At 60.8% G+C, this 26,797-nt stretch carries 24 protein-coding genes; 6 read left to right on the forward strand and 18 right to left on the reverse strand.

The window, feature by feature from the left end:
* The first annotated feature begins 460 nt into the window (after positions 1–460).
* Entirely contained in the window at positions 461–1,276 is an 816-nt protein-coding gene (locus tag WNY80_RS11375; protein WP_342887502.1) for a hypothetical protein, read from the forward strand.
* Positions 1,277–2,380: 1,104 nt separating this feature from the next.
* Here WNY80_RS11375 and WNY80_RS11380 read toward each other — a convergent pair.
* The 7 genes from WNY80_RS11380 to WNY80_RS11410 all read right to left on the reverse strand — a co-directional run bounded on the left by WNY80_RS11380 (position 2,381) and on the right by WNY80_RS11410 (position 9,057).
* Positions 2,381–3,640, reverse strand: coding sequence for a class I SAM-dependent RNA methyltransferase (locus tag WNY80_RS11380; protein WP_342887503.1), 1,260 nt, complete (start codon positions 3,638–3,640; stop codon positions 2,381–2,383).
* Positions 3,637–4,404 carry a TlyA family RNA methyltransferase gene (locus WNY80_RS11385; RefSeq protein ID WP_342887504.1) on the reverse strand — a complete coding sequence of 256 codons (768 nt, stop codon included), beginning with the start codon at positions 4,402–4,404 and terminating at the stop codon, positions 3,637–3,639. Before WNY80_RS11385 ends, WNY80_RS11380 begins: the two co-directional genes overlap by 4 nt.
* A 74-nt stretch (positions 4,405–4,478) precedes the next feature.
* A complete protein-coding gene (locus tag WNY80_RS11390) occupies positions 4,479–4,781 on the reverse strand; it encodes a hypothetical protein (protein WP_342887505.1) in 303 nt (100 codons plus the stop codon).
* A 94-nt stretch (positions 4,782–4,875) separates the two neighbouring features.
* On the reverse strand, positions 4,876–6,807 hold the full coding sequence (dxs, locus tag WNY80_RS11395) for a 1-deoxy-D-xylulose-5-phosphate synthase (RefSeq protein ID WP_342887506.1): 1,932 nt from the start codon (positions 6,805–6,807) through the stop codon (positions 4,876–4,878).
* A 127-nt stretch (positions 6,808–6,934) separates the two neighbouring features.
* On the reverse strand, positions 6,935–7,858 hold the full coding sequence (locus tag WNY80_RS11400; protein WP_342887507.1) for a pirin family protein: 924 nt from the start codon (positions 7,856–7,858) through the stop codon (positions 6,935–6,937).
* Between the two features lie 23 nt (positions 7,859–7,881).
* Positions 7,882–8,127 (reverse strand): exodeoxyribonuclease VII small subunit, encoded by a 246-nt coding sequence (locus WNY80_RS11405; RefSeq protein ID WP_342887508.1) that lies wholly within the window; start codon positions 8,125–8,127, stop codon positions 7,882–7,884.
* A gap of 3 nt (positions 8,128–8,130) precedes the next feature.
* Complete coding sequence (locus tag WNY80_RS11410) at positions 8,131–9,057, reverse strand: histone deacetylase family protein (RefSeq protein ID WP_342887509.1); 927 nt, start codon at positions 9,055–9,057, stop codon at positions 8,131–8,133.
* A 483-nt stretch (positions 9,058–9,540) separates the two neighbouring features.
* Between WNY80_RS11410 and WNY80_RS11415 the strand changes: the two genes are divergently transcribed.
* The 3 genes from WNY80_RS11415 (at position 9,541) to WNY80_RS11425 (ending at position 12,853) form a co-directional block, all read left to right on the forward strand.
* A complete protein-coding gene (locus WNY80_RS11415) occupies positions 9,541–10,581 on the forward strand; it encodes a transporter substrate-binding domain-containing protein (RefSeq protein WP_342887510.1) in 1,041 nt (346 codons plus the stop codon).
* 152 nt (positions 10,582–10,733) lie between these two features.
* Positions 10,734–11,930, forward strand: coding sequence for a winged helix-turn-helix domain-containing protein (locus WNY80_RS11420; RefSeq protein WP_342887511.1), 1,197 nt, complete (start codon positions 10,734–10,736; stop codon positions 11,928–11,930).
* Positions 11,931–12,082: 152 nt separating this feature from the next.
* Positions 12,083–12,853: a gamma-glutamyl-gamma-aminobutyrate hydrolase family protein gene (locus tag WNY80_RS11425; RefSeq protein WP_342887982.1), complete on the forward strand. Its 771-nt coding sequence runs from the start codon at positions 12,083–12,085 to the stop codon at positions 12,851–12,853.
* Between the two features lie 114 nt (positions 12,854–12,967).
* Here the strand turns inward: WNY80_RS11425 and WNY80_RS11430 are convergent, their stop codons facing one another.
* From WNY80_RS11430 to aroC, 3 genes are read right to left on the reverse strand one after another with little or no spacing between them, the layout of a single operon-like run.
* Positions 12,968–13,939: a hypothetical protein gene (locus tag WNY80_RS11430; protein ID WP_342887512.1), complete on the reverse strand. Its 972-nt coding sequence runs from the start codon at positions 13,937–13,939 to the stop codon at positions 12,968–12,970.
* The gene (ribB, locus tag WNY80_RS11435) at positions 13,939–15,039 is read right to left on the reverse strand and encodes a 3,4-dihydroxy-2-butanone-4-phosphate synthase (protein ID WP_342887513.1); all 1,101 of its coding nucleotides are present in this window, start codon (positions 15,037–15,039) and stop codon (positions 13,939–13,941) included. Before ribB ends, WNY80_RS11430 begins: the two co-directional genes overlap by 1 nt.
* A gap of 10 nt (positions 15,040–15,049) precedes the next feature.
* Complete coding sequence (gene aroC / locus WNY80_RS11440; protein WP_342887514.1) at positions 15,050–16,144, reverse strand: chorismate synthase; 1,095 nt, start codon at positions 16,142–16,144, stop codon at positions 15,050–15,052.
* A gap of 222 nt (positions 16,145–16,366) precedes the next feature.
* Between aroC and WNY80_RS11445 the strand changes: the two genes are divergently transcribed.
* The gene (locus WNY80_RS11445) at positions 16,367–16,627 is read left to right on the forward strand and encodes a DUF1344 domain-containing protein (protein WP_342887515.1); all 261 of its coding nucleotides are present in this window, start codon (positions 16,367–16,369) and stop codon (positions 16,625–16,627) included.
* A 23-nt stretch (positions 16,628–16,650) separates the two neighbouring features.
* On the opposite strand, the gene WNY80_RS11450 is transcribed toward WNY80_RS11445, so the two are convergent.
* The 4 genes from WNY80_RS11450 to WNY80_RS11465 form a co-directional block, all read right to left on the reverse strand.
* Positions 16,651–17,241: a histidine phosphatase family protein gene (locus WNY80_RS11450; RefSeq protein WP_342887516.1), complete on the reverse strand. Its 591-nt coding sequence runs from the start codon at positions 17,239–17,241 to the stop codon at positions 16,651–16,653.
* A 125-nt stretch (positions 17,242–17,366) separates the two neighbouring features.
* Positions 17,367–18,179, reverse strand: a complete 813-nt coding sequence (gene fabI / locus WNY80_RS11455; protein ID WP_342887517.1) for an enoyl-ACP reductase FabI — start codon at positions 18,177–18,179, stop codon at positions 17,367–17,369.
* A gap of 114 nt (positions 18,180–18,293) precedes the next feature.
* On the reverse strand, positions 18,294–19,325 hold the full coding sequence (locus tag WNY80_RS11460; RefSeq protein ID WP_342887518.1) for a DnaJ C-terminal domain-containing protein: 1,032 nt from the start codon (positions 19,323–19,325) through the stop codon (positions 18,294–18,296).
* Positions 19,326–19,430: 105 nt separating this feature from the next.
* Positions 19,431–19,889 (reverse strand): RT0821/Lpp0805 family surface protein, encoded by a 459-nt coding sequence (locus WNY80_RS11465; RefSeq protein ID WP_342887519.1) that lies wholly within the window; start codon positions 19,887–19,889, stop codon positions 19,431–19,433.
* 38 nt (positions 19,890–19,927) lie between these two features.
* Here WNY80_RS11465 and pdxH point away from each other — a divergent pair, with 38 nt between their 5' ends.
* Positions 19,928–20,545: a pyridoxamine 5'-phosphate oxidase gene (gene pdxH, locus WNY80_RS11470; RefSeq protein WP_342887520.1), complete on the forward strand. Its 618-nt coding sequence runs from the start codon at positions 19,928–19,930 to the stop codon at positions 20,543–20,545.
* Here pdxH and WNY80_RS11475 read toward each other — a convergent pair.
* The 4 genes from WNY80_RS11475 to WNY80_RS11490 all read right to left on the reverse strand — a co-directional run bounded on the left by WNY80_RS11475 (position 20,536) and on the right by WNY80_RS11490 (position 26,724).
* Complete coding sequence (locus WNY80_RS11475) at positions 20,536–21,603, reverse strand: polysaccharide deacetylase family protein (protein WP_342887521.1); 1,068 nt, start codon at positions 21,601–21,603, stop codon at positions 20,536–20,538. The two genes, pdxH and WNY80_RS11475, sit on opposite strands and share 10 nt — an antisense overlap.
* A gap of 289 nt (positions 21,604–21,892) precedes the next feature.
* Entirely contained in the window at positions 21,893–22,849 is a 957-nt protein-coding gene (locus WNY80_RS11480) for an AEC family transporter (protein ID WP_342887522.1), read from the reverse strand.
* A gap of 117 nt (positions 22,850–22,966) precedes the next feature.
* Complete coding sequence (tldD, locus tag WNY80_RS11485; RefSeq protein ID WP_342887523.1) at positions 22,967–24,382, reverse strand: metalloprotease TldD; 1,416 nt, start codon at positions 24,380–24,382, stop codon at positions 22,967–22,969.
* 146 nt (positions 24,383–24,528) lie between these two features.
* Positions 24,529–26,724, reverse strand: coding sequence for a hypothetical protein (locus WNY80_RS11490; RefSeq protein ID WP_342887524.1), 2,196 nt, complete (start codon positions 26,722–26,724; stop codon positions 24,529–24,531).
* Between the last annotated feature and the right edge of the window lie 73 nt (positions 26,725–26,797).

Genomic DNA, 26,797 nt, shown 5'->3' on the forward strand with positions numbered 1-26,797 from the left:
TGGCGGCAGCATAATCAGGGCGGAAATCCACTTAAGCAGACGCCCGAAACTGTTCAGACAATCCGAACCACCTCTGACCGCTCCCCGCCCAATCTTGCTAGACGTTCTTTGGCGCTTTCGGCCCGAAGGAGACCTTGATGAAGATACCTACACACCCGAGCAGATATGATGGAGCCGATTGCTACTGAAAAGCCCATGATCACGTATTCTTAAGAACCATCTGGTTCTGCTTACAGAAGCTAAGCTGCAGGCTTCAAGGATGAAGCCTGCAGCTGATTTTAGTGTGCCAAAAGCAAGATTGCATAGGCTATGATGAAGAGAGAGTAGGCGTAGGGTTCCATTTTTGTTTCTCCAGTTTCGTGGTCCGCATTGCTGCGGTGGTTGAAACTTGAACCTATCTTGCAGTTAAGGGCAGATACGAAAACGGATTTGCAGCTTTAGAATGTTGAGTACTTAATCAGTGAAACCAGATACCGAACGATTTCTGCAGGCCTTATCAAAAATCGAAGGAACTCAAGAAGCAAAAGCGGTTATCTTGGGTGTTTCCAGCTCGGCTATCTCGCAATGGTCATCAGGCGTGGCGAGGCCAGGCTCTGCGCGATGCTTTCGACTTGCAGAGGTGCTTGATTGGCCTGCGGCCATTCTTTTTGAGAGCGGCGATTTAGATGAATTTGAAAGGAAACTGGCCGATACGCCCACCGTCGACGCAAGACTGGCCCGTTCACGATTGCAGGGTGTGACCCTTACTGTGGATGGCCGTTTTGAGGCTACCATGCAGCGAAGGCTGAAGAAATTTGTAGGCAATTTTTGGCTATTCAGACGCTCAATACAAGATCCCGATGCCTATGTTGCAAAGAGCGCACTATGTATTTTTGAGCATGAAAAATCATTCAAGTTCCTTGAGGTTCGTAGAATATTCGCAACACAAGAAACTGAGATTAACCTGATGCGCATGGAAGGAAGTGTTGCCATTACCTCCCAATCAGAGTTGGTTTTTTCAGGTCATACGTTCGCTGGGATGCATAAGAAACCGAAGTATATGATTTCGAACGAATATGTAGAGGACGTAGATTCTTTCTCTGTTCTGCTGACCGCGCCATCATTAAAGAATGAGCCAGCGTTCGCCTGTTCTTGCTTGTTGATGAGGAGCGCTTCTAAATTCGAGGCAATGACTGAATATGCAAAAATCATCGAGGTCCAGCAGGCACAAATAGAGCTGGAAAAGTACCAAAAAAAGCTGCCACCGTCAGATGCATTCGTTGTACTCGGTTCGTAGACCATTCACTGAAATAGAAACACAGATGTTGTTAGTTCGCAGAAAGCAGCGCCTTTGCGACAGCTAGACGATGGAAGGGGGCGTGCTGGGCCTCCTGTTGAGCGACCGCGAACGTCCGCTCCCCGCCCAAATTTACCCTTCGCCATTCGCACCCTCCTACAAAAAATCTCCCACATTTTCCACACCCTCCCGCCCCATGCGATAATCCCCCCACCTTCCGTCCCGAACGGATGGCCGGGGCTGACGGAGCCCGGGCCGGCGGAAGGCGGTGAGTTTTGGCGCGCGGGCACCGTACCTGCGGGCCGGAAGCTTGCGAAGCGACACCCCGGTCAGCGCGGGGACCTGCCGGATCGAGGTGGATCGGGCCGAGGGTTCTCCCGCGCGAATGGCCGGAACCGGTCGCAGAACTGCGGCGTCCGCGTCTTTCTCACGAGAGGCAAACGGGCGGCACGATCTTCAACCGGCGGCGTTTGATCCGCATCCCTGTCCGGGCGGGCTGCCCGGCCACGGAACGCGGCGTCACCGCAAACGCCGGCCTGACAAGTCCCTGCCGGGCCTGACGGGTCATGCTGTCTGGCGCCGGGTGGGAGAGGGAGGTGTTCGGTTCCCGAAGGATCGAACGTGACGAAACCGCCCGGGGCTTGCGTCGAGTTTCGCGGGAAGAACAGCCCGCCCGCGCCCGGAAGGCGCTGGGTTTTCCTCACCGGTGGGGCGCGGGGACACGCGCCAAGCCACATTCTTCCAACCACCACGGGCCTGTCGCCCGCGCCCCACGAGTCCGGATCGGGTCCGGACAAGGAGATTGCCCCAAAGCCGCCGGCGAGTTTTTCGCGCGCGGGGTTTTGGTGTGGCTGGTGGTTGAATAAGGAGATGGCGGTCTACAATATCTCGCCAACCAGGCAACACCTCTCCGTCGTCATCCTAGGGCCCCGACCCTAGGATCCATTCCGTGATCTCTCCCAATCCTGCAGTGTGTGGACAGATCACGGAATGGATCCTCGGCTCGAAGGCCGAGGATGACGAGAGATTGGGCCGAGAATCACGATAGAGAGGTATGAGAATGACCGGTGCAGTGAGCGCCGCTGCGACCAGGGACACAGCCCCCTACCTTTTCGGCCGCTCCAAGAGCGCAACAACCTCGACATGGCTTGACCACAGGAACTGGTCGATCGGCGTCACCGAGGTGAGCTTGTAGCCGCCCTTGATCAGGATCTCGAGATCGCGCGCCAGTGTAACCGGGTTGCAGGACACGGCGGCGATGTGTTTGACGGTCGAGCGGGCGATGTCGGCCACCTGCACTTCGGCGCCGGCGCGCGGCGGGTCGAACACCAGCCCCTGGTAGGTCTTCAGTTCGGCCAGCATCAGCGGCCGGCGGAACAGGTCGCGCTTTTCCACGCTCACCGGCTTGAGCCCCTGCGTGCGCCGCGCGGCCTTGTCGAGGGCCGCGAGCGATGGCCCGTCGGCTTCCACCGCATGCACGTGGCTGTTCTCGGCGAGCCTCAGGGCAAAGGTGCCGGAGCCGGAAAACAGGTCCACCACCCGCTTGGATTTCTTCAGATGCCCGGTGACGAGATCGCCCATCACCGTCTCTGCCGCACGGCTCGCCTGCACGAAGCCGCCCGGCGGCGGGTTGACGATGACCTTGCCGAATTCGAGTTCCGGCGGCTGTTTCTCGATCAGGATTTCACCGTTGAAGCTCAGCCGGGCAACATCAGGCTCGGCCCGGACCGCCGAGATGATCCGCAGCCGGTCGGGCTCGCCAAGCTTGAACGGGGCATCGACGGCAAGGTCGAGACCCGGCGCTGCATCGAGCACCGAGAGCCGGAAGGCCTCCTTGCCGACAGCCACGGCCGTCGCCAGCCGCCGCAGCGCCGGCAGCGCCTGGTTGATCCGCTGCGTTGCGACGATGCAGGTTTCGACCTTGACGATCTGGTGGCTCGCAGCCCGGTTGAAGCCCAGGATCGCGCCCTTGTCCGTGCGCCGCGCAGCAAACACCACCCGCCGCCGCGTGTGAGGCTCGCAGGAGACCAGCGGTGCCACATCGGCCGCAATGTTGCGGCTTTCCAGCGCCGCGATCACCAGCCCGCGCTTCCAGTCACGGTAGACGTCGTCGGCGACATGCTGAAGCGCGCAGCCGCCGCATCCGGCGTTCTCGTCGTCCGGTCCGAAATGCGGGCAGGGTGGCGTCACCCGGTCAGGCGATGGCTCCAGCACGGCGATCAGCGACGCGCGGCTTTTCTCGACCCCCGCATTGACCACGTCGCCGGGCACGGTGAAGGGGACGAAAATCTGGCCGTCGGGCGTTTCGGCGATGCCGTCGCCCTGTCCGCCGAGCCTTGTGATGGTGAGTTTTTGAGCGCTCATGATTTGACGCCTCCGATGAGAAATTCGTGGTTGCCGTCGCTGCCTTCGATCGGCGAGGCGATGGGCCCCAAGGCCGTCCAGCCGGGCTGCGCGCCCAGCCACCCGGCAAGATCCGCGGCAATGACCGGACCTTGAGACGTGTCCTTGAGCAGCCCGCCCTTGCCGACGCCTGCGCGTCCCGCCTCGAACTGCGGCTTGACCAGCAGCACGGCAAAGGCGCCGGGGCCCGCAAGCCCGAGCGCCGGCGGCAGCGCCAGCTTCAGCGAGATGAAGCTGACATCCGAGACCACCGCGCCGATATCATGGCCAGCCAGATCGGACCGGGCGAGGTCGCGGGCGTTGAGGCCCTCGAGATTGCTCACGCGCCCATCGCCCGCCAGGTTTGCATGCAACTGGTCATGGCCGACATCGACGGCAAGCACGTGGGCAGCCTCGCGTTCGAGGAGCACTTGCGTGAACCCGCCGGTCGACGCGCCGATATCAAGCGCCACCCGGCCGGCTGGATCGAAGCCGAAATGATCGAGACCGGCGATCAGCTTCAACGCGGCGCGGGAGACATAATTTCGCGCCGGGTCCGACAGTGCGATGTCCGCGGTGTCTGTAACCAGCGCACCGGGTTTGGTCACGGTCTTGCCATCAACCAGCACCGCGCCACGCGCAATCGCGTCCCGCGCCCGCGAGCGGCTTTCGTAAAGCCCGCGCCGGACCAGGGTCTGGTCAAGCCGGTCCCTGCTTGCCGCAATCTGTGAAGATGGGTCTGCCATGAAAGCCGTCTTGGCCCGGAAGGGCCGCAAGGGCAAGCGCTTTGTGCGTATCTGGCAGCGTCAGGCCCCGCGGTTCAGAAGAACAGCAGGCTGCCCTTGCTTTCATGACCTGGCACCGGGGCCGGCACTTCTGCCGCCCGGTTTTCGATAACCCGCTCTCTGGCCATCGGCAGAATATCCACGTTTGCATCCAGATCCAGCGATCCGCGCATTTCGCCCAGCTTGGGGATCAGCATCCTGATTGCCGCTTCCTCGATGCGCTTGTCATAGGTGGGGCGCTTCTCCGCGTTGGCCGGTGAGACCAGGCCTGCCGCCACCATCAGCAATGCCATCGCGATCCTGCGCGCATGGCGTTTTCCCGCCTTTTCCATCGTCATTTGCAAACGCCCCGAAGTCCTGTGCTGTGGGCAAAACACTAGCAGCGGGATGTTTCAGAACGCCCAAGGGACGTGGTTAGAATCCGGAAAACATTTATGGTTTCAGAACGGTAACCTGAGCGCCTGCGCGGTTTTCGGCGTTAAGCGCGCGAAACACCGTGTCGACAATGCCCTTCCGGTCGAGCCCGGCGCGGGCATACATCGCGTCAGGCGAGGCATGGTCCATGAACACGTCTGGCATCACCAGCGAGCGCACCCGCAGACCGCCGTCAAGCAGGCCTTCGGTTGAAAGAAATTGCAGCACATGGCTGCCGAAGCCGCCGACGGAGCCTTCCTCGATGGTCACCAGCACTTCGTGATGCCGCGCAAGCTGGCGGATCAAATCATGGTCCAGAGGCTTGGCAAACCGCGCATCGGCAACCGTCGTTGAAAGACCCGCGGCGTTGAGATCCTCGGCCGCCACCAGGCATTCCGCCAGCCGCGTGCCGAACGACAGCAGCGCCACCTTGCTGCCTTCGCGCATGATCCGGCCCTTGCCGATTTCCAGGATCTCGCCGCGCTCGGGCATCTCGACGCCAACCCCTTCGCCGCGTGGATAGCGGAACGAGATCGGGCCTTCATCGTAGGCTGCGGCCGTGCGCACCATGTGCTTGAGCTCGGCCTCGTCGGAGGCCGCCATCACCACGAATCCCGGCAGGCAGGCAAGGTAGGTGGTGTCGAAAGCCCCCGCATGGGTGGCGCCGTCGGCGCCGACGAAACCCGCCCGGTCGATCGGAAACCTCACCGGCAGTTTCTGGATCGCCACGTCGTGGACCACCTGGTCATAGCCGCGCTGCAGGAAGGTCGAATAGATCGCGCAGAACGGTTTCATGCCCTCGGTCGCCATGCCGGCGGCAAAGGTTACTGCATGCTGTTCGGCAATGCCGACATCGAAGGTCCGGGTCGGGTGCACCTTGCCGAACTTGTCGACCCCGGTGCCGCCCGGCATCGCGGCGGTGATTGCCACGATCTTGTCGTCGAAGTTGGCTTCCTGCGCCAGCGCCTCGCCGAAGACTGCGGTGTAGCTCGGCGCGTTCGGCTTGGCCTTGGCCTGGGTGCCGGTGACGACATCGAACTTGGAAACGCCGTGGTACTTGTCGGTCGCCGCCTCGGCAGGTGCATAGCCCTTACCCTTCTGCGTCACCACATGAATGAGCACCGGCCCGTCGCCATTGTCGCGCACATTGCGCAGTACCGGCAGCAGGTGCTCGAGATTGTGGCCGTCGATCGGGCCGATATGGTAAAATCCGAGTTCCTCGAACATCGTGCCGCCGGTGACGTAGCCGCGCGCATGTTCGACGGCGCGGGTGATGGCGCGGTCGATGTTCTTGCCCAGATAGGCCGTCAGTTTCTTGCCCGCTTCGCGGATGCCCATATAGGTGCGGCCCGATGCCATCCGTGCCAGATAGGCGCTCATCGCGCCGGTCGGCGGGGCAATCGACATGTCGTTGTCGTTGAGAATGACGATCAGCCGCGCATCGAGCGCACCGGCATTGTTGAGGGCCTCGAACGCCATGCCTGCCGACATTGCGCCATCGCCGATCACCGAAATCACGTTGCGCGGCGTGCCCTGCAGCTGACTGGCCACGGCCATGCCGAGACCGGCGGAAATCGAGGTGGAGGAATGGCCCGCGCCGAAATCGTCATACTCGCTCTCGGCGCGCTTGGTGAAGCCGGAAAGACCGCCTTCCTGGCGAAGCGTGCGGATCCGGTCGCGGCGGCCTGTCAGGATCTTGTGCGGATAGCACTGGTGGCCGACGTCGAAGATCACCCGGTCATGCGGCGTGTCGAACACCTTGTGGATCGCAATCGTCAGTTCGACCACGCCAAGGCCGGCGCCGAGGTGGCCGCCGGTACGCGACACCGCATCAATCATCTCGGCCCGCAACTCGGTCGCAAGCTGCGGCAACAGCTTGTCATCGATATTCTTCAGGTCGGCGGGATAATGAACCGTGTCGAGAAGCGGGGTTACTGGCTGGTTGGTCACGTCATGCCTCACAATCGATCACGGCGTAGCCCGTAAATAGGTATGTGTAAACCCGGATTAAGGTTTGAAATAAGGTCTGGGCGCACTTGCCACAGCTTGATTTGCAATCGTTTGCGACCGCTTTGGCTCACTTTTCCGGCAGCGGGACGAACTCTTCCGCATCGCCGGGCACGATGTCGAACCGTCCCGAGCGCCATTCCGCCTTGGCCTGTTCGATGCGGTCCTTGGACGAGGAGACGAAGTTCCACCAGATATGCCGCTTGGTCGGAATGCTGTCGCCGCCAAACAGCATCATCCGTGCACCCTTTGCTCCGGCGGTCACGGTGATGGCATCTCCGGGGCGGAAAACCAGCAACTGATCCGGGCCGAACCGGTCGCCGGCGATCTCGATCTCGCCTTCCAGCAGGTACAGCGCGCGCTCTTCCCAGTTGGCATCAAACGGCGCCGAGGCCGATGGTGATAACGCCAGATCGACATAAAGCGTTCCCACGTGCTGCGGCACCGGAGAGACAAGTCCGCCAAAACCGCCCATCACGATTCGGGCATGAATTCCCTTGTCGGTGATCTCGGGCAATGCGGTGGTGGCCGTGTGGGAGAAGACCGGATCGGTTTCCTCCAGATGGTCGGGCAATGCCAGCCAGGTCTGAAGGCCTGATATCGGCATGTCGCCACCCCGCATCTCTTCGGGCGAACGCTCGGAATGAACAATGCCGCGGCCCGCCGTCATCAGGTTCACATCGCCGGGCCTGATTACCATCTCGGTGCCCAGGCTGTCGCGGTGCCGGATCGCGCCGTCAAACAGATAGGTGACGGTGGAAAGGCCGATATGCGGGTGAGGGCGCACATCCATGGCGGTGTCGCCGCGCAGAACTGCGGGCCCCATCCGGTCAAAGAAGATGAAGGGCCCGACCATCCGCCTGCGCGCGGTCGGCAGCGCCCGCTTGACCGGGAAGCCGCCGATGTCACGCGAGGATGGAATGATCAGGTGTTCGATGGCGTCACAGGAATAGGCATCGCCGGGTTCCGGGTCTCCTCCGGGGAAAAAGCTCATGCCATGCTCCTGTGTTTGCGGATCTATTCTGTGTCGAGAGGCTCCGTGCCTGCAGGTTGGCCCTGGCGGTCGAGGCGGATCTTCTCGATCCGCTTTTCCGCCGCCGACAGCAGCTTTTCGCAATGCGCTTTCAGCGCTTCGCCACGCTCGTAGATTTCAATCGACTTGTCGAGGGGAACGTCACCGCGCTCGAGCTGTTCGACGATGCTCTCCAGTTGCGCCACTGCCGCTTCGAAGCTCATGGCGGAAATGTCATTGGCTTCGCTCATCAATCAACCCTCCTGCAACCGGATCACGTGGGCTGCCGCCGATTCGGCGAGGCCCACCAGATCATAGCCGCCTTCAAGCAGGCTGACGACCCGGTTGCCTGAATGGCGCCCGGCGATTTCCATCACCTTGCCGGTGGCCCAGTCGAAATCGTCGGCCACCAGGTTGATCTCGGCCAGCGGATCGCGATGGTGCGCGTCAAAACCGGCGGAAATGATGATCAGGTCGGCATGCGCTTCCTCCAGCGCGGGCAGGATGCGGGTCTTGAAGGCTTCGCGGAAATGGTCGCTGCCATCATTGGCCGACAGCGGCGCATTGAAGATGTTGCCTTTGCCGGTTTCCCGCAGAGCCCCGGTGCCGGGATAAAGCGGCATCTGGTGGGTGGAGCAATAGACCACGCTGTCATCGTCGTAGAAGATGTCCTGGGTGCCGTTGCCGTGGTGCACGTCCCAGTCGACAATCGCCACCCGTTCGGCGCCATGGAATTTCTGTGCATGCCGTGCGGCAATCGCTGCCTGGTTGAACAGGCAGAAACCCATCGACGTGTTTTTCTCGGCATGGTGGCCGGGTGGCCGGGTTGCGACAAAGGCGTTGTCGGCTTCCCTCTTGAACACCGCATCGACGGCTGCCATCGCCCCGCCGACCGAGATAAGTGCCGCTTCCATCGAGCGCGGGCTGGCCATGGTGTCGGAATCGATCTTGGAGAACCCGGTTTCGGGAATGGCCGCGCGGATCTTCTCGAGATAGCTCTCCGGATGCGCCAGCAGCACGGCTTCGGCCTGGGCTTCAGGGGCCAGGTGCCGGACAAGCGTGTTGAAGTGCTCGTGTTCAAAGACAGCCTCAAGCGCTTTCATCCGGTCGGGCCGCTCGGGATGGCCGGCCGGAACCAGGTGTTCGAGGCAGATGGGATTGGAGTAGAAAAATGTTGTCATGCGTTGGTTTTAACAGGAAACAAACGGCTTTCCAGTGGCAATTTGGCGCGGTACGGGGTTTGCAGGGCCGTGGTTGCCTTGCACCGGCGGGCGTTGCTGGTTAGCCGCGCGGCCACAGTATCCAATGGCCGCGATGCGGCCCCCCTTGTTCCCGCGGCAAGACACCTGCCCATCTTGGTGGCGTTTCCGATTCTTTCATCTCAATGGTGAAATATGCATCGGAATCGGGCGTGGCACGGAAGTTGTGTTTGCAGCCTGAGCAGGCGGAAGACCGTTTCACGGTTCACCACGATCACCCATGGCATTTCAGATGGAAGCAGCAGATTGCAAACGATGACATCCCCGGCAGGAAGAACGAACCCGGCAGGAACAACGGGTAGATACGCAGACGAGATCAAGCGGTGGAGTGATGGGTTTGAAAAATCCATTTCCCGTTTGATCGCCCTGTCGGCCATTGTCTGGCTTGCTTTGGCAGGCGCAGTGATGGCTCAGGAGGCACCGGTTGCGCCGCGCGCCGACAAGAATGTCGTTGTTGGCTACCACATCAGTCCGCCGTTTGTGATGCGTGATTCGGACGGAAACCTTGGCGGAATGGCGATCGATCTCTGGAACAAGGTTGCCGGCGAACTGGGCTACACCGCCTCCTATCGCGATTACCTGACAGTCTCCGGACTGCTCGATGCGACTCGGGCCGATGATATTGATATCGCAGTCGGCAATATCTCCATTACCGAGGACCGGGCAACGCGGATCGACTTTACCCAGCCCTGGTTCGATGCGGGTTTGCGCATCATGATCGACAAGGAAGGCACCACGGGCCTTGGTGACGTATGGGACGGGTTGTGGGAGGCAGGCTATGTCGGAATCTATGGCTGGATTGTCTCCCTCATCCTGCTGGCAACGGTCGGACTGACGCTTTTCGACCGGCATTTCGACAAGAACTTCCCGGACCGCTGGCGCGATGGAATTGCCGAGAGCTTTTATGCCGTCATGCTGGTTGCGACCAAGGGAACCCTGCCGAGCCGGACGAAGCTGTTCGGCTGGGTCGGAAGGATCTTTTCGGCCTTCTGGCTTATCATCGGGGTTGCTGTTCTTGCCTATGTCACTTCATCGGTCACCAGCGTCATGACAAGCCTTGCAATCCGCGGCGACATCAGGGGACCGGAGGATTTGCCAGGGCGTACAGTTGGCGTCTTCACCGGCAGCATCAGTGAAAACATCATGGCCGGCGAGGGGATCGACATTCGCCGGTTTGACGGCATTGAAAATGCCGTAGCGGCTCTCAAGGAAAACGATATCGATGCCATCGTCGCCGATGCTCCGGTGCTGGAATACTACAAGCACCAAAACCCTGATTTCGGTCTTGATGTCATCGGCCGGATATTCAATCCGGGCAAATACGGCTTCGCGTTGCCCTACAATGAAGACACGCTCACGCAGGAAGTCACCATAAAGCTGCTGGCACTTCAGGAGCATGGAGACCTGGATCTGCTCGAGAAACAGTATTTTGGTGATGAACGCTGAACCATGAGTGCCGAGGTTGCGCCAACTGGCGCAGCCCGACATCGCGTGCGCGATCAGCCGCGAAAGACGGTTTTGGCCCGTTGGTGCAAATCGTTCAGAGCGGCCGGCCTGTTCGTGTTTGGACAAAACGCGAACGCGTGTAAGGTCAGCCAATGGTGATTCCTGTTTCAAACAAGGCCGCCCGGCGGATTTTTCTGGCCAGGCAGGGGCTGTCGGCACCGCCGTCGCGCGCCTTGTCCAAGACAGACCTGTTGCGCATGATCCACGATCTGGGATTCGTGCAGGTCGACAGCATTTCCACCGTCGAGCGGGCTCACAACCAGATCCTGTTTTCGCGTAACCAGACATTCCGACCGGAGCAGCTCAGGCAACTACTTGAGGAAGACCGGGCGCTGTTCGAGCACTGGACTCATGATGCGGCGATCGTGCCTTGTGATTTCTACCCCTATTGGAAGCACAAGTTCAGGCGTTGCGAAGAGCCGATGCGCAAACGCTGGAGCAAATGGCACGGCGAGGATTTCGACAAGGCCTTCGGCGAAACCTATCAGCGCATTGCCGACAACGGCGCCGTGCTTGCCCGCGAGGTCAAGCAGGCAGACCACAAGTCCGGCGGCTGGTGGCAATGGCATCCTTCCAAGAAGGCGCTTGAGTTTTACTGGCACACCGGCAGGCTGGCAATCAGCCGGCGGCAGAACTTCCAGAAGGTTTATGATCTTGCCGAACGCGTCATTCCGGCTGCCCGTCTGACTGCCGAGGTGTCTCATGTCGAGTTCATCGACTGGGCCTGCCGCAGTGCGCTTGAGCGCCTCGGCTTTGCCACCCATGGCGAGATCTCGGCCTTCTGGGACCTGGTCTCGCCTCAGGAGGCGAAGGATTGGGTCAGTGCCAATCGCGACCAGTTGCATGAGGTCGAGATCGAATGCGACGGCGGCGGCAAGCCGCGTGCGTCCTTTGCCCTGGCGGGCTTCTCCGCCGAGCCGGATGACTGGCCCGAACCGCCTGGCCGCATCAGGGTGCTTAGCCCGTTTGATCCGCTTCTGCGCGACCGCAACCGCGCCGAGCGGCTGTTCGGGTTCCGCTACCGCATAGAGGTCTTCGTACCCGGGCCGAAGCGTGAATATGGCTATTATGTCTTTCCGCTGCTTGAAGGCGACCGGCTGATCGGCCGCATCGACATGAAGGCGGACCGCAAGGCAGGCACCTTGAATGTCACCCGGCTCTGGCTGGAACCGAAAGTTCGCGCTTCTGCGGGCCGCATGGCAAGGCTCGAGGCCGAGCTTGCGCGTGTTGCCCGTTTCGCCGGCGTCAGCGAAATCACCTATGCCGATGGGTGGAACGAGGGGCTGTGAATTTGGCGGCCGCCATTCCCTTTTGAGGCTGCGTCATTGTTGATTTCCGGAATTTTTCCGTTCCTGGAGTTGTTGATGGCCCCGGCATGTGAAAAATACAGTCCGTGCGGACGCCAGTTCGCGTGTCCGGAAATCGAGTGCGAGACCAATTCATGGCCAAGCCTGTCATCGGCGTTATCGGCAATTACTACAATCTGGAGAACAGGTTTTCCGTTCAGCTGGCGGGACAAAACAATCTTCAGGCGATCGCCGACGTGGCGGGTGCGCTGCCGCTGATTTTTGCCGGCAATCCGGGCATCACCGACATTTCGGATTTGCTGGACGCCGTGGATGGCGTGCTGCTGACCGGAGCCAGGGCAAATGTCCATCCGGCCCGTTTCGGTGCTGAACCCGATCCCAGATATGAGCCCTATGACGAGGCGCGGGATGCCGTTGCCTTGCCGCTGGTCGAGGCCTGTGTGGCGAAGGGCGTTCCGTTGTTTGGAATCTGCCGCGGTTTTCAGGAAATGAATGTGGCGGGCGGCGGCTCACTGCATCCCGAAATTCGTGATTTGCCGGGCCGGATGAACCACCGCATGCCTCGCCTCGAGACCGGCGAAGTTCATCCGGATCCCGATGTCGTCTTTGGTGATCGTCATGACGTGAAGCTGGTTCCGGATGGTGTTTTTGCGCGCATTCTCGGGCGTGAGTCGATCCGGGTGAATTCGCTGCACGGGCAGGGCGTCCTCAAGCTGGGCGACAGGATCGTGGCCGAGGGAGTGGCGGAGGACGGCACCATCGAAGCCATCCGCTTCAAGGATGCCATCGGCTTTGCGCTCGGCGTGCAGTGGCATGCCGAATATGATCCGCAGCACAACCCGGTCAACAGACCCCTGTTTCAGGCCTTTGGCGAGGCTGTCAAAGCCTACAAGCGGTCCGGGTGATCTCGTGTTCGGTAAGCGCGTCCATGCGGGTGAACCGGGTGGTCGCTGACGCCGTGTGTCTACCGGTGATAGCGGCGCAGCGGCTTTTGCCTCATGCCGGATTGCACTCCGACATCACGGGCTGACCGCGACCAGCGCGCCATCGTCGGTGGCTGTCAGGATGACGCCGTCGACAATCGCGATGGCCTTGTCGATTTCTCCTGGCAGCGCAATGTCGGCGCGGCCTGAGAGCGGAAACCGCAATCTCTGATGGTTCTGGGACGGCAAGATCAAGTCCAGTTTGCCGCCGAATTCGCCGACGACGGAGAGGCCAAGTTCCCTCGAACCAATCTTGTGGTTGGAGACGTCGGCTGCAATGTCATTGCTTTCAACCAGTGTCCCGTTACGGAAAACCAGTGAGAACAGCCGTCCGTTGATGTGCGGCGTGCGAACCCCGTAGATTGTCAGGCCGCCGTCTGGACGAGGGACAAACCCGGCAATGTTGAGCCAGCGGTTGGCCCGTCCGTTTTCCGAACCGGCCGCCAGTTCGACAAGTTGCCCGGCTGCAACCCCGTAGAGCGCAATCGCGGCGCCTCCGGACCTCGACGAACGGATGGCGATGACCTCGTTGGTCCCGTCTCCATCAAGGTCGGCAATCCTCGGCGTGAGATCTTCAAACACCAGGCTGTCGGGCAACACGAATTCCGACTGCCGGCCTTCCGCGTTGACGACGATCAGTGATCCGCCTTCAAGGCTGTCTCCGAGAACGCCGTGGGCATAGCGCCCGGTTGGCCTCGCATACCACGCGCGCCGGATATCGCCGGTTCCGGCGACGGCAATGCGTCCATCAGGCAGTGCGCCGGCTGGAGCGGGGGCCGCTTCGGCGGGGGCGTGTGCCGGTGTCAGGCAAAGCCCGGCCGGTCTGCCGCAGGCGACAGCGGAGTAAAACAGCTCCCCCGCCTTCACATAAGTACCTGCCTCGGATCGGATGATCCGCTCGACCGGCGCGTCGGTTTTCAGGACATGAACCGATTGGGCCCAGCTGCTTTCGGCAGGCAGGAGGGCACAAAGAGCCAGGCCCAGCAGCGCCGGAAAGCGCGGTATCATCAGATGATTTCAGTCGACGAGATCTGGATGCCGAAACCTTCAAGTCCGACATAGTGGCGTTCGCGCGATGCGTAGAGCTTGATCGAGCTAATGCCGAGATCCTTGAGGATCTGCGCGCCCAGCCCGATTTCCAGCCATTCGTCCTCGCGCGCCTGCGCTTCGGCATGGCCTTCGCCCTCGATCAGGGCCGTCCGGCGCGAAGCCTGCGGCCCGACGCCCACCGAGCCTTCGCGCAGGTAGATCACGACGCCGCGGCCTTCCTTGGCCATTTTCTCCATGATCGCGGTCATCGGCTCCTGTTTGGAGAACACGTCATTGACCACCGATTCCTGGTGCAGCCGCACCGGCACGTCGACGCCGTCACGGATATCACCAAACACCACCGCCAGGTGATGCATCGGATCCCAGGGCAGCTTGTAGCTGTGGGCTTTCGCCTTGCCTGCCACCGTCTCAACGTCAAAACTGTCGATGTGCTCGACCAGCGTTTCCTTGCGCTGCCGGTAGGCAATCAGATCGGCAACCGAGACCTGCTTGAGCCCGTGCGTGACCGAAAAGGCATCGACCTGTTCGCCGCGGGTGACCGTGCCGTCGTCATTGACCAGTTCGCAGATCACCGCGATCGGCGGCAGCTCCGCAAGCTTGCACAGGTCAACTGCGGCCTCGGTATGGCCCGAGCGCATCAGCACGCCGCCCTCGCGGGCAATCAGCGGAAAGATGTGGCCGGGACGGGTGAAATCGCTGGCGCCGGCATTCGGATTGGCCAGGTTGCGCGCCGTCAGCGTCCGGTCGTCGGCGGAAATGCCGGTGGTCGTGCCGTGCTTGTAGTCCACCGATACGGTGAAGGCCGTTGTATGGGCGGAATCATTGTCGGCCACCATGGCGGTGAGGTTGAGCCGCTTGGCTTCCTCGCGCGGCATCGGCGTGCAGACAATGCCGGATGTGTGGCGGACGATAAACGCCATCTTCTCGGGCGTGCAATGGACGGCAGCGACGATCAGGTCGCCTTCGTTTTCGCGTCCGCCGTCATCGGTGACGACAACGATTTCACCGGCCTCAAAGGCGCGGATGGCTTCAACGACGCGGGCTTGATCATAGCTCATGGGCAGTCTCTCAATCGAGGCGGCCGGTCTGGCCGCGGTCTCTCAGGTAATGGTCGGCAAGCGCGCATGCAACCATGGCTTCGCCGATGGGAACGGCGCGGATGCCGACACAGGGATCGTGCCGGCCCTTGGTTCTCACATCCACTTCCTTGCCGTCGGAGTCAATTGAACGCCGGTCGTTGAGGATGGAGGAGGTCGGCTTGACGGCGAACCGTGCAACCACTGGCTGCCCGGTTGAAATGCCGCCCAGGATGCCGCCGGCATTGTTGGACAGGAACACCGGATTTCCATCGTCACCGATCCGCATTTCGTCGGCATTTTCCTCGCCGCTGATCCGCGCCGCATCAAACCCGTTGCCGATCTCGACACCCTTGACGGCGTTGATCGACATCAGGTTGGCGCAGATGTCCTGGTCGAGCTTGGCATAGATAGGCGCACCCAGCCCGGCCGGCACGTTCTCGGCCACCACCTCGATGACCGCGCCCACCGACGAGCCGGCCTTGCGGATGGCGTCGAGATACTCTTCCCACACCGGAACGGTTTCCGGGTCGGGGCAGAAGAACGGGTTGTTGTCGACTTGTGCCCAGTCCCAGTTGGCGCGATTGATCTTGTGTTCACCGATCTGCACCAGCGCTGCCCGTACGCTCACGCCGGGCACGACCAGCCGCGCCAGTCCGCCCGCTGCAACACGTGCCGCGGTTTCCCGGGCAGAGGAGCGTCCGCCGCCGCGATAGTCGCGCACCCCATACTTGACGTCGTAGGTGTAGTCCGCATGGCCGGGCCGGTAGCGCTTGGCGATCTCCGAGTAGTCTTTCGATCGCTGGTCAGTGTTCTCGATCAGCATCGAGACCGGCGTGCCGGTGGTGATCAGTCCGCCATCATCCTCGCGCATGACGCCCGAGAGAACCTTGACCAGGTCATCCTCGCGCCGCTGGGTGACAAAGCGGGACTGGCCCGGTTTGCGCTTGTCCATCCAGTGCTGCAGGCCGGCTTCGGTAAACCGGATCCCGGGAGGGCATCCGTCGACGACGCAGCCCAGCGCCGGCCCATGGCTCTCGCCCCAGGTGGTCACGCGAAACAGATGGCCGAAAGTGTTGTGCGACATGCGTTGCAACCGTGGAATATCGCGGAACAGGCCCGCATTTGAGGGTTCAGGTGAGTTCTAGAGGATGGAGGGGGCTTGGGGGAAGCCTTTTTGTTGCCGCAGCTTGCGATGCTGCCGGTTTGATTGACAAGGCAATTGTTTGCGGCTCAATTGGCGGCGTCAATTTTGCCACAATATGCTCCTTCAAAGGGGCAACCCGGAACAATTACCAAGGACTGCCCGATGCGTATTGCCATTTCTGCCCTTTTTGCTGTTTCAGCTCTGCTCGCACCGCTCTCCGCATGGGCTCAAAGTGCTGACGCCACGGGCAAGATCGCCGACGTTTCCACAGCCGAACAGACCATCAAGCTCAATGATGGCAAGGTCTACGTCACGCCTGCGGAATTCAATTTCGAAGGCTTGGAAAAGAACGTTGAAGTGGTGATTTTCTATACGGTTGTCGATGGCAAGCGCATGATCAACGATCTCGAAGTGGTACAGTAGTCACTGCGCCACCTGTAATCTTCTCAGATCCAGCCGATTGATTCGCCGTCTGTCTTGAGAACCCGGTCCTGCGGGATGTCGATGATGGCAGCATCGTCGCCTTCGATCTTCCCGATCCTGTTGAACAGCGTGCGAATCACGCCGCCATGGGCAACGCAGATTGTAGGCCGCTCGAGCCTGGACAGGAATGCATCGGTGCGTTCGGCCAGCATGGCATAGCTTTCGGCCCGTTCGCCGGGTGGCCTGAAGTGCCATTTGCCCTTGTTGCGTTGCTCGATGAGGTCAGGCGAATGCGCCTCGACCTCGACAAGCGTCTGCCCTTCCCAGTCACCGAAAGACAGTTCAAGCAGAAGTGGTTCGGTGCGGTAAGCCAGCGGATCAAGGCCGGCGGCCTCGCGAACAAGTTCCATGGTCTGGCGTGTGCGCCCCAGCGGGCTTGCCACCCAGTCGAAATCGTCAAGCGGCAGTTCCAGCGTCGGCAGGCTTGCAAGCGTGCGGCCATTGGCTGCCGCCTGGCCGCGTCCGGTGGCGTTGAGCGGGATATCCAGCGCACCCTGAAGCCGCTCCTCCCGATTGTAGTCCGTCTGCCCATGGCGGATCACGTAGAGAAGCATCACTAATCCTCGCTGCAAAGTATCGACGTAACCTCGCGGGCGTGGATTTTCACGCCCGCGAGTCGTTCGTCACTGTGAATAGATGCAAAGCCCGTCCAAGTGAAGCCACCTGGACGCCGCAGGCGTCAGACGACGCTGATGTCGGGAGCGTCGACTGCCTTCATGCCGACCGTGTGGTAACCCGAATCGACATGCAACACTTCGCCGGTGACGCCGCGCGACAGGTCCGACACCAGGTAAAGCGCGGAATCGCCAACCTCGTCGATGGTCACGGAGCGCTTGAGCGGCGAGTTGTACTCGTTCCACTTCAGAATATAGCGGAAGTCGCCGATGCCCGAGGCAGCCAGCGTCTTGATCGGGCCGGCGGAGATCGCGTTGACCCGGATGTTGGAACCGCCCAGATCGACAGCAAGATAGCGCACGCTGGCTTCGAGCGCGGCCTTTGCAACGCCCATGACGTTGTAATGCGGCATCACCTTCTCGGCACCGTAATAGGTCAGCGTGATGATCGAACCACCGTCGGTCATCAGCGGCTCGGCCCGCTTGGCGACCGCCGTCAGCGAATAGACGGAAATGTCCATGGTGCGGGTGAAGTTCTCACGGCTGGTCTCGACGTAGCGGCCGGTCAGCTCGTCCTTGTCCGAGAACGCGATGGCGTGAACCACGAAATCGAGTTTGCCCCAGCGCGATTCCAGATCGGCGAAGACCGCGTCGATGGTGTCCAGGTCGGTGACGTCGCAATGCCCCGCAACCACCGCGCCAAGTTCCTTGGCCAGCGGTTCGACGCGCTTCTTGAGTGCTTCGCCCTGGTAGGTCAGCGCAAGCTCTGCGCCTGCATCGGCACACGCCTTGGCAATACCCCAGGCAATCGACCGATTGTTCGCCACGCCCATGATCAGGCCGCGTTTGCCCTTCATCAGGCCGGAAGTGTCAGCCATTGCATTCTCCCTCGAAATTGTCGCGAAGGCTATGGCACACGGTGCGTGTTGCCGCAAGTCAAGGCAACCGATTGGGTTAACTGCCGGGCATTTAGTTTTGTCCGGGCAGGGCGCCTAGAGATACCAGGCCTTCTTGCTTGCCCGCATCAGATCCTTCAGGTGCGGATCAGGTTTTTCAGGCAGCATCACGCGCAAATGAATGTGCAGTGTCCCCCGCTTGCCAAAGGAAGTGGGAAGTCCCTTGTTCTTGACCTTGAGCACGGTGTCGGATCCCGACCATTCCGGAACTTCGATGCGCAGGGGCCCGTCGAGGCCTTCATACACGAAGGAGCCGCCCAGTACCGCTTCTGCAAGTTCGATCGGATGATCGCCGTGAAGATCACTGCCCGTTGAGCGCAACCGTGAATGCTCCTGATGACGCACGGTCACGATAGCATCGCCGTAAACCTCGGGCTTGGGCGAGGGAACCACGATCTCGGCCCCGTCAATTGTTCCGGCGGGGATCGTGTAGGTGACGGTTTCGTCCTCGCCGAAAACGATTTCCTCCTCGAAGCCGGCGAAAGCCGTCTCCAGGGTGATGTCGATCTGGTGATGTGTCGGCGGCAGCACCGTCTTCGGCTTGTGCCGCGACTTCCATTTCTTGAACAGATTATCAAGCGTGGTGAGCGGATCTTCATCCATGCCCGGAGCATCGGTTTTGGTGCGCTTGCCGGACTGGTCCTTGTCCTGGCTGGCTTGCTCCTTGGTCTTCTTGGCGGCTGCGTCGCCGAAGATATGGACCACCATGTCCTCGAACTTGGCTTCGTCCATGGCGTCGGCAGCCTGGTTGGCCGCACTTGGCTGAGGGCCGGGGGCGTTGCCCATCGACTCCTTGAACGTCTTGAAGGGATTGGCCGCAAAACCGCGTGCCGGCCGGGTCTGGCGACGACCGCGGGCATCGACATGACCACGATCGAACTTCAGGCGCATCTCGGGATCGATCAGCATCTTGTATGCATGGGCAATCTCCGCAAACCGGTTCCCGGCCTGCGGATCATCCGGATTCTGATCCGGATGCCAAATTTTTGCGAGCTGCCGGTAGGCGCTCTTAATATCTTCAGCTTTCGCCGTCGTATTGACGCCGAGCACCGTGTACGGACTACGCATGTTACATCCCCGTATGGGCCTAATCCGGGTACTCTAGCGTTGATTTGCTAATCATCCGTGTATGGAAAACGGGATTTCGGTCCCAGACCCGGAATAATATTCCAATCAGCCTTCAGCGCGGTCGAGGCTGACCAGGTCCCATCCGCCATCGGGACGGCGGCAGACACGGCCATTGAAAAGCGCCACGCCGTCAAAGCTGTGCCGTGTTGTCCGGAACAGGCGGCAGGTCCTGTCGCCATCGACCAGTATTGTCATATCCGTAATGACCCCGGCGGACCCGGTCAGGGAATTGGACCATGGCTGGGAATTGGCCAGCTCATCCTGGCTCAGATTGCCGACGAGATCACGGATGACTGTTTCGTCGGACAGGACCTCGCCCTCCGCCGACAGCGGCGCGATCGACCCGGTCGTGGTCTGGTCGATAGCAAGTGCCGAAACCGCCGACGAACCGCCACCCATGCAGGCAGACAAGGTAAGGCAGGCCGGCAATACCAGCGCCAAAACGGCGCGGCGCACCGTGCCGCTCTTTTCCCTGTAGGTTGCTTCTGTTAGGTCAGGTTTCAACGTACTGCCACTCCAGCCCGGAGGCATGAGGGAAGACTATGACAGAAACAGGGTTAACGACTGGTGACTTCACGCAAGAAGCCGAACCTTACCGGCTTTTTGCGAAATGGCTTGAAGACGCGACCGCATCCGAACCCAATGACCCGAATGCGCTGGCACTGGCGACGGTCGACAGCGACGGACTGCCGGATGTCCGGATGGTCCTGCTCAAGGGCTTCGATGAGCGCGGCTTTGTCTTCTACACGAATTTTGAAAGCGCCAAGGGCCAGGAAATTCTCTCGTCAATGAAAGCCGCCATGTGCTTTCACTGGAAGACCCTGCGCCGACAGGTCCGGATTCGCGGACCGGTCGAGCAGGTCAGTGACGTCGAAGCCGATGAATACTACGCCTCACGCCCCCGCGGCAGCCGGATCGGCGCCTGGGCATCGAAGCAGTCGCGGCCGCTGGAAAGCCGCTTTGCGCTTGAAAAGGCCGTGGCTGAATACACCGCCAAGCATGCGATCGGCGAGATTCCGCGTCCGCCCTATTGGTCGGGCTTCCGCATCATGCCGCAATCCATCGAGTTCTGGCATGACCGGCCGTTCCGGCTTCATGACCGGGTGGTCTTCACCCGTGCGCAAGAAGGGACGTGGGACAAGACCCGGCTCTATCCCTGAGCGGAACCGGTGAACGAAAACGGGATCCCCGAGGCAAGCGCCCCGACATAACGGCATTTCTGGTAGTAGCCGTTGAGAGAAATGCGCGGCAAGGAAAACGGCTTCGCTAGGCTTTCCGCGTGCAGTGTCCCGGGGTTGGTGGTCACTGCGAGTTTGAAGCCGAGGTCTTGCGCGGCCTGGTACTCCCGGGGGCCTGCCGCACATCTGTCACCATACGGATAGGCAAGCGTGTTCGGCACCTTGCCGGTGATCTCCGTCACCCGCTCCACCGATTGGCTGATTTCCGTCCGCATCTGTTCGGCGGTCAGATGCGCCAGGTTGGGATGCGAGATGGTGTGCGCGCCCAGGCTTGCGAGTGGCGTTTCTGCAAGCTCGCGAAGCTCGGCTTCCCCCATCACCTCCCGGTCGACAATTCCGGTCGGGCAAATCCCGGCGTCCCGGGCCTGCGCGCCCAGCCGCTCGACAATGGGTTGCTGCTCGTTGCAGGCAAGGGCTTTGTGCAGGCGGTCAAACGCCGCGTATTTTTCGGTCGGGGTACGGACCGGAAGCGTTTCCTTCCCGTCTCCGAAATCGAATATGAACTCGTCGATCTGGCTGAGCAGCTGTTCCGCGGTTTCCCACCAGATCGAGTGGGTCCGGTCGACGAACCCGCCGGAGATGAAGATCGTGTAGGGAACTCCGTGTTTTTCGAACACGGGACGGGCAAACTGGTTGTTGTCGCGATATCCGTCATCCAGCGTGAAAACCATTGCCGGGCCTGGCCGGTCCGGCTTGGCAAGAAATTCCGGCAGGTCTTCGAGAGCCACGGGGACATGCCCGTCAGCCTTGAGCTTGGCAATGCTGGCATCAAGGAACTCGGGAGTGATCGTCAGATGCGCCACCGGGTTGAAAGCCTTGTGGATGGCTGGCCGGACATGGTGCAGGGTGAATATTGCCCCCGATCCGCGTGCGCCCGACATCAGGCCCGTCTTTGACAGCAGCGACACGGCCTCAAGCCCGCCCTGAATGGCGGTGCGTTTGAGCATGCGACGTGCGGCAACTGTCTTGGGTCCGAACATATTCCCGATCCGAAATGCGCAACAAGCGCCAGATGATGAGTTGTCTTAGCAGGCCCGGCTTAACCGATGTTGAATCATGCGCGGGAGGCTCGAAAGTGGTGCGATTACTTCGAAGAGGAAACGCTTCAGCTGCTTTTTTGCCCGCGTCTGTCACCCATATTTGCCGGGATTTCAGGCCAGTCATGCATTTTGATTTCGGGTCAAAGAGCAGACTTTTCTCATGACCGGAACCAGACGGAAAGGTCCGTCAGTCGAACCCGGTGCCGTTTGCCGGAATGCCTGGTCTCGTTCAAAGGATGTATGTAGTGACCGCCCAAAGCACGGCACTCAGGCTGAAGAACGAGAGCACCGTGGCCATCAGCATGGCGACGACGCTTGAGCGTTCGCGCCCGAAACGCTGCGCCAGGATCGGATAGATCCCCATCATCGGAACAGCCGCAAGGATAACCGCCGCAGCCTGCATGTCCGGCGACAGCGGTGTCAGGCCGGCAAGCGGCAGTGCGGTGGTTGCGGCAAACACGGCAAGCGGATGGAACAGCAGCTTGCCGGCGACGGTTGGAGCGATTTCTCCGCTCAGCCCGCGAACAGACACGCTTGCCAGTGTGCCGCCGATGACCAGCAGCGACACCGCCGCGCTCGAAGCCGCGAGCATGTCGACAGGCTTCATCAGCGGCGCCGGGATATTCAGGCCGGTAAACGAGGCAACGAGACCGGCGACGAGGCCGATGATGATCGGATTGCGGATCAGTCCCTTGAGAGTTTTTGACAGCATCTTGCCGACAGGCGATGGTCCACCTTGGCCTGCTTCCGCGATAGCCAGAAGCAGCGGGATCAGCACGATGTTTTCAACCAGCATGTTCAACGCCAGGCCGACACCGGCGATAGACGGCAGCATCAGAAGCAGGATCGGATAGCCGATAAACCCGGTGTTGGAGCAGACCATGCCCATGGCGCTGAAAGCCGCGGCCGTCGTGTCAGCCTTCTGGACCTTCCGCGCATAAAAATACCCTGCGCTCAGAACCACCAGCGAGCCGCAAAGATAGGCCGTCATGTAGCTCCAGTTGGCCACCTCGGAGATCGGCCGCTGCGAAACAGCCTTGAACAGCAGCGCGGGCAGGGCAAGGTAAACGACATAGGTGCCCAGAACACGCATCGCTGCGGCTTCGAACACGCCGGAATAGACCGCGGCGTATCCGATCGCGATCATGATGAAAACGGGAGCTGTGATGGAGAGAATATCGAGCATGACGGAAGAACTGGTTTGTCTTCAGCCGCTTAGACACGGCGCTGACCGGTTTGGCAACCTGTCAGCGCTTGGTCATGCCTGTTTCCCGCTTCTTACGCTTGCAAACCTCTGCCGGGTTCAGGTCTGGGTGCCGCCCACGGTCATGGCGTTCATCAGCAGATGCGGCTGGCCGACCCCGACCGGAACGCTCTGTCCGGCCTTGCCGCACATGCCGATGCCGGTATCAAGCGATGAATCATTGCCCACCATCGAGATCCGCTGCATCGCTTCCGGGCCGTTGCCGATCAGCATCGCACCGGTCACCGGTGCGCCGATCTTGCCGTCCTCGATCATGTAGGCCTCGGTGCAGCCGAAGACGAACTTGCCCGAGGTGATATCCACCTGGCCGCCGCCGAAGGACACCGCATACAGGCCCTTCTTGACCGATGAAATCATCTCTTCGGGGCTTTTGTCGCCCGAGAGCATGTAGGTGTTGGTCATCCGCGGCATCGGCTGGTGCGCGTAGGACTGACGCCGCCCGTTGCCGGTGGCTTTCATGCCCATCAGCCGCGCATTCTGCCGGTCCTGCATGTAGCCCACGAGGATGCCGTCCTCGATCAGCACATTGTAGCCCGACGGCGTGCCCTCATCGTCAACCGACAGCGACCCGCGCCGGCCTTCGATGGTGCCGTCATCGACGACAGTAACACCCTTGGATGCCACCCGTTCGCCCAGAAGGCCGGCGAAGGCCGAGGTTTTCTTGCGGTTGAAATCGCCTTCCAGTCCGTGGCCGACAGCCTCGTGCAGCATCACGCCGGGCCAGCCGGCACCGAGCACCACGTCCATCGTGCCTGCCGGGGCAGGGACGGCGTCGAGATTGACCAGCGCCTGGCGGAGCGCTTCGTCCGCGCCATGCCGCCAGCTTTCATCGGTGAGGAAATCGCCGAACAGCTTGCGGCCGCCCATGCCGTAGGAGCCGTTCTCCTGCCGGTCGCCGACGCCTGCCACCACCGAGATGTTGAGCCGCGTCAGCGGCCGCACGTCACGTACCCGGTGACCGTCGGCGCGCAGGATCTCCACCACCTGCCAGTTGGCGGCGATCGAAACCGACACCTGGCGGACGCGCTCGTCCTTGTTGCGAATATAGTGATCGATGGTCTGCAGCAGCTTGACCTTGTCCTCAAAGCCGGGCGCTGCGAGCGGGTTGTCCGCGGTGTAAAGCACCTTGTTGGTGCGCTGCGGGGCTGCGGAATAGTTGCCTTTGGCGCCGCGCGTGACCGCGGAAACAGCGTCTGCCGCACGCATCAGCGCCGCTTCCGACAGCTCGCCCGCATGGGCATAGCCCGAAGTCTCGCCCAGCACAGAACGCAGCCCGAACCCTTTGTCCGTGGCGTAGGCCCCGGATTTCAGCTTGCCGTTGTCAAACAGCAGCGATTCGGTTTCCTCGTATTCAAGATAAAGCTCGCCATCATCTGCGTCCTTGAGCGCATCGGAGACGATTCTCTCGACCTTGGCTTCCGAGATGTCGAACTGGCTGGCGAGCGGATCTTGCATGGTCTTGTCCATTTTTTCAAAGCGGCGTTGCCAGTCTATATAGGTGATCCGCCCCGGATTGAAACCGGGGGTACGCAGGACCAGATCAAGTCCGTCAGCCTTCGGACTACTGCGCCCCCCCCGGTAGGATTGTGCCGCTCGGCGTTCTAGTCGCAAAGCGCATCTTTCTGGCCCGCCAGAAGTTTTTTGGCAGCAGCACAATAGATGGCATCTGCCATCGCGGCATGACCTTCCGCCGTCGGGTGTACAGGCCCGCCCAGCGTCCTTAGCGCCAGAAACACCGGATTGCCTTGATCAACGGGTTTCTCCTCATAGGCATTGGCCTTGTAATGATACATCAGCATGAGTGAATCGTTGAACGTCCGGAACCAGCGTTGGCGCTTGGCATAAGGGTAGAAGTTGGTTGCCGGATTGAACACGGCCCAATTCGAGGATCCGGCCTTCATGTGGGGCAGGTCAAGCTTTTCGGCGTTTCGCCTGCCTGCCGTCGTGGCGCAAATGCCGTGCTTCTTGAACCGCTCGAAATGCGAATCGACAAAGGTGAAGCCGTGGCTGTTTGCAAGCCGCCGGATCTTGCTGTTGAGTTCGTCGAGCACGGCATTTGCTTGCTTGATATTCGCCTTTCCACGCGTTTGCTCCGGGCCTGCGAGGGTAAAGAAGCGGCTTGCATTCATTCCCTTGCGTCCACTTTTGCAATAGCGCTGGTTCGCATCGAAGACCGGGGAGGGGTAGCCGGTCAACACCACCTTGGACGGGTCTTCCATCTCCAGTTTCTGGTCGATGGCCTTGGCAAGCATGCTGTAGCGGCCGTCGAGTTTGTCGATGTTGCTGCGCGCCTCGGTCAGGCTGATGCCGCCCGCAGCCATGGCGTAGACCGGCGCCATCAGATCACCGAAGATATCGGTCATTCCGCTGTTAAGCACGATTGAGGTGACAAGCTTCGAGAAACCCATGTCATTGCCGCCTATGCCCAGCAACAACAGATCAATGTCGCGTTTGAAACTGGCCCTTTGCAAAATCGGCTGCCGGTTCAGCCGGTTGCCGCCGGGCCATGCGGGGCACAGCCCGCGTGCCTTGCGGATGGCGACCGTCCCGCGACCGATCTTGTCGAGCACCTCGCGTGTGTACGGGTCGCCGTTCTCCAGCGTATTGGCAAAATAGGCCAGCTTCAAGGCCCCCCCGGAAGTGCCGCCCATGGCACCCACCAGCGCGCCGATCTGCGGTTCCATATGCCTGAAATTCCTGGCGCTCCCCGCGATGCATTCCCGCCCGTCCTGAGGCCAGAACAATCCGTCTGTGATCTCCGCGCCTGAACACGCGTAGCTGGCATAGGTGATGGCGTGATGCCGGTCGCCTGAAAGCGCCAGCGCAATGGCGGCCCTCGTATGGGCGCTGTACATTGACCGGTGACAACGCCGGTCGAGCCAGCGTGCACTGGAGAACGGGGCAATCGATCCGTCAGGCCGTGATTTCCGTCTCGGAACGCCATAATTGGCGAGCCTGGCCCCGGTGGTCTCGTCGTAGCGGGGACGGATTGTCCGTTGCTCGTCAAGCACAGCAGGCAGATCGGGATTGCCTTCGCCTGAAGCGAAGGAATCTCCGAGACTGGCTATCATCAGGTCCCGGACCTCGATCTCGACCGGATCAAGCGGGGATCCACCCGCCTCACCCGAGACGGTAAGACGCGATTCGTAGGGAATGCGAAGCACCGCCTCGTTGCTGCAGTCGATGATGGTCTCGGCCATCTCCCTGCTTCGGGTCTTGCGGTTTTCTTCAAGAAAGCCGTAACCCGGCTGAAGCGGCGTTTCGATCAGCAACCGGCAATCCTGTCCCGCGAGACCTCCGGCAATCCGCACCGTGACAAAATGGTGCTCGGGCACAATGTAGCCGTTTCGTGTGTCGATGCCGCCGGTATCGCTCTTGCAGTCCATGAAATCCTGTCGGGCAACGTTCCAGCAGGTGGCATCGCTCACGCGGGCCTGTTCGTAGCTTCGCAACAGTGATGACCATCCGAGCCTGACATCAAAGCGCTCAGGTTTGCGTCCTTCGAGGCTTCGCAAGGCTTCAACTGCTGCTTTTGGCGTCGTGCCCGCGAATGCGCTGGGACTGGCCCACCATGCACCCGAGTTGAGCCTCTCTTCCATGGCGCTGACGCGGTGTTTCCTGAAGCCCGGGGAGGACCGCGCATCTTCAAAGGCCATCTCGTGAACAAGATGATCTGACGAGAATCGCAAAAACCGAAACGGCTGGTCGACAGTCCAGGTGATCTCTGCTGCATGAGAAGGCAGGGCAATCAGAAAAATTGCTGCCGCCTGCAAGACGAGATAGCAAAATCCGCGCATTGGACACTCCGTCGGTTTGATGTTCAACCAAGCGGAGTGTGTGATCCCAAGTATTGAGGGTCAAGAAATGCGG

Origin of the sequence: Hoeflea sp. AS16 (assembly GCF_038900095.1) — a bacterium.
GTDB lineage: Bacteria > Pseudomonadota > Alphaproteobacteria > Rhizobiales > Rhizobiaceae > Hoeflea.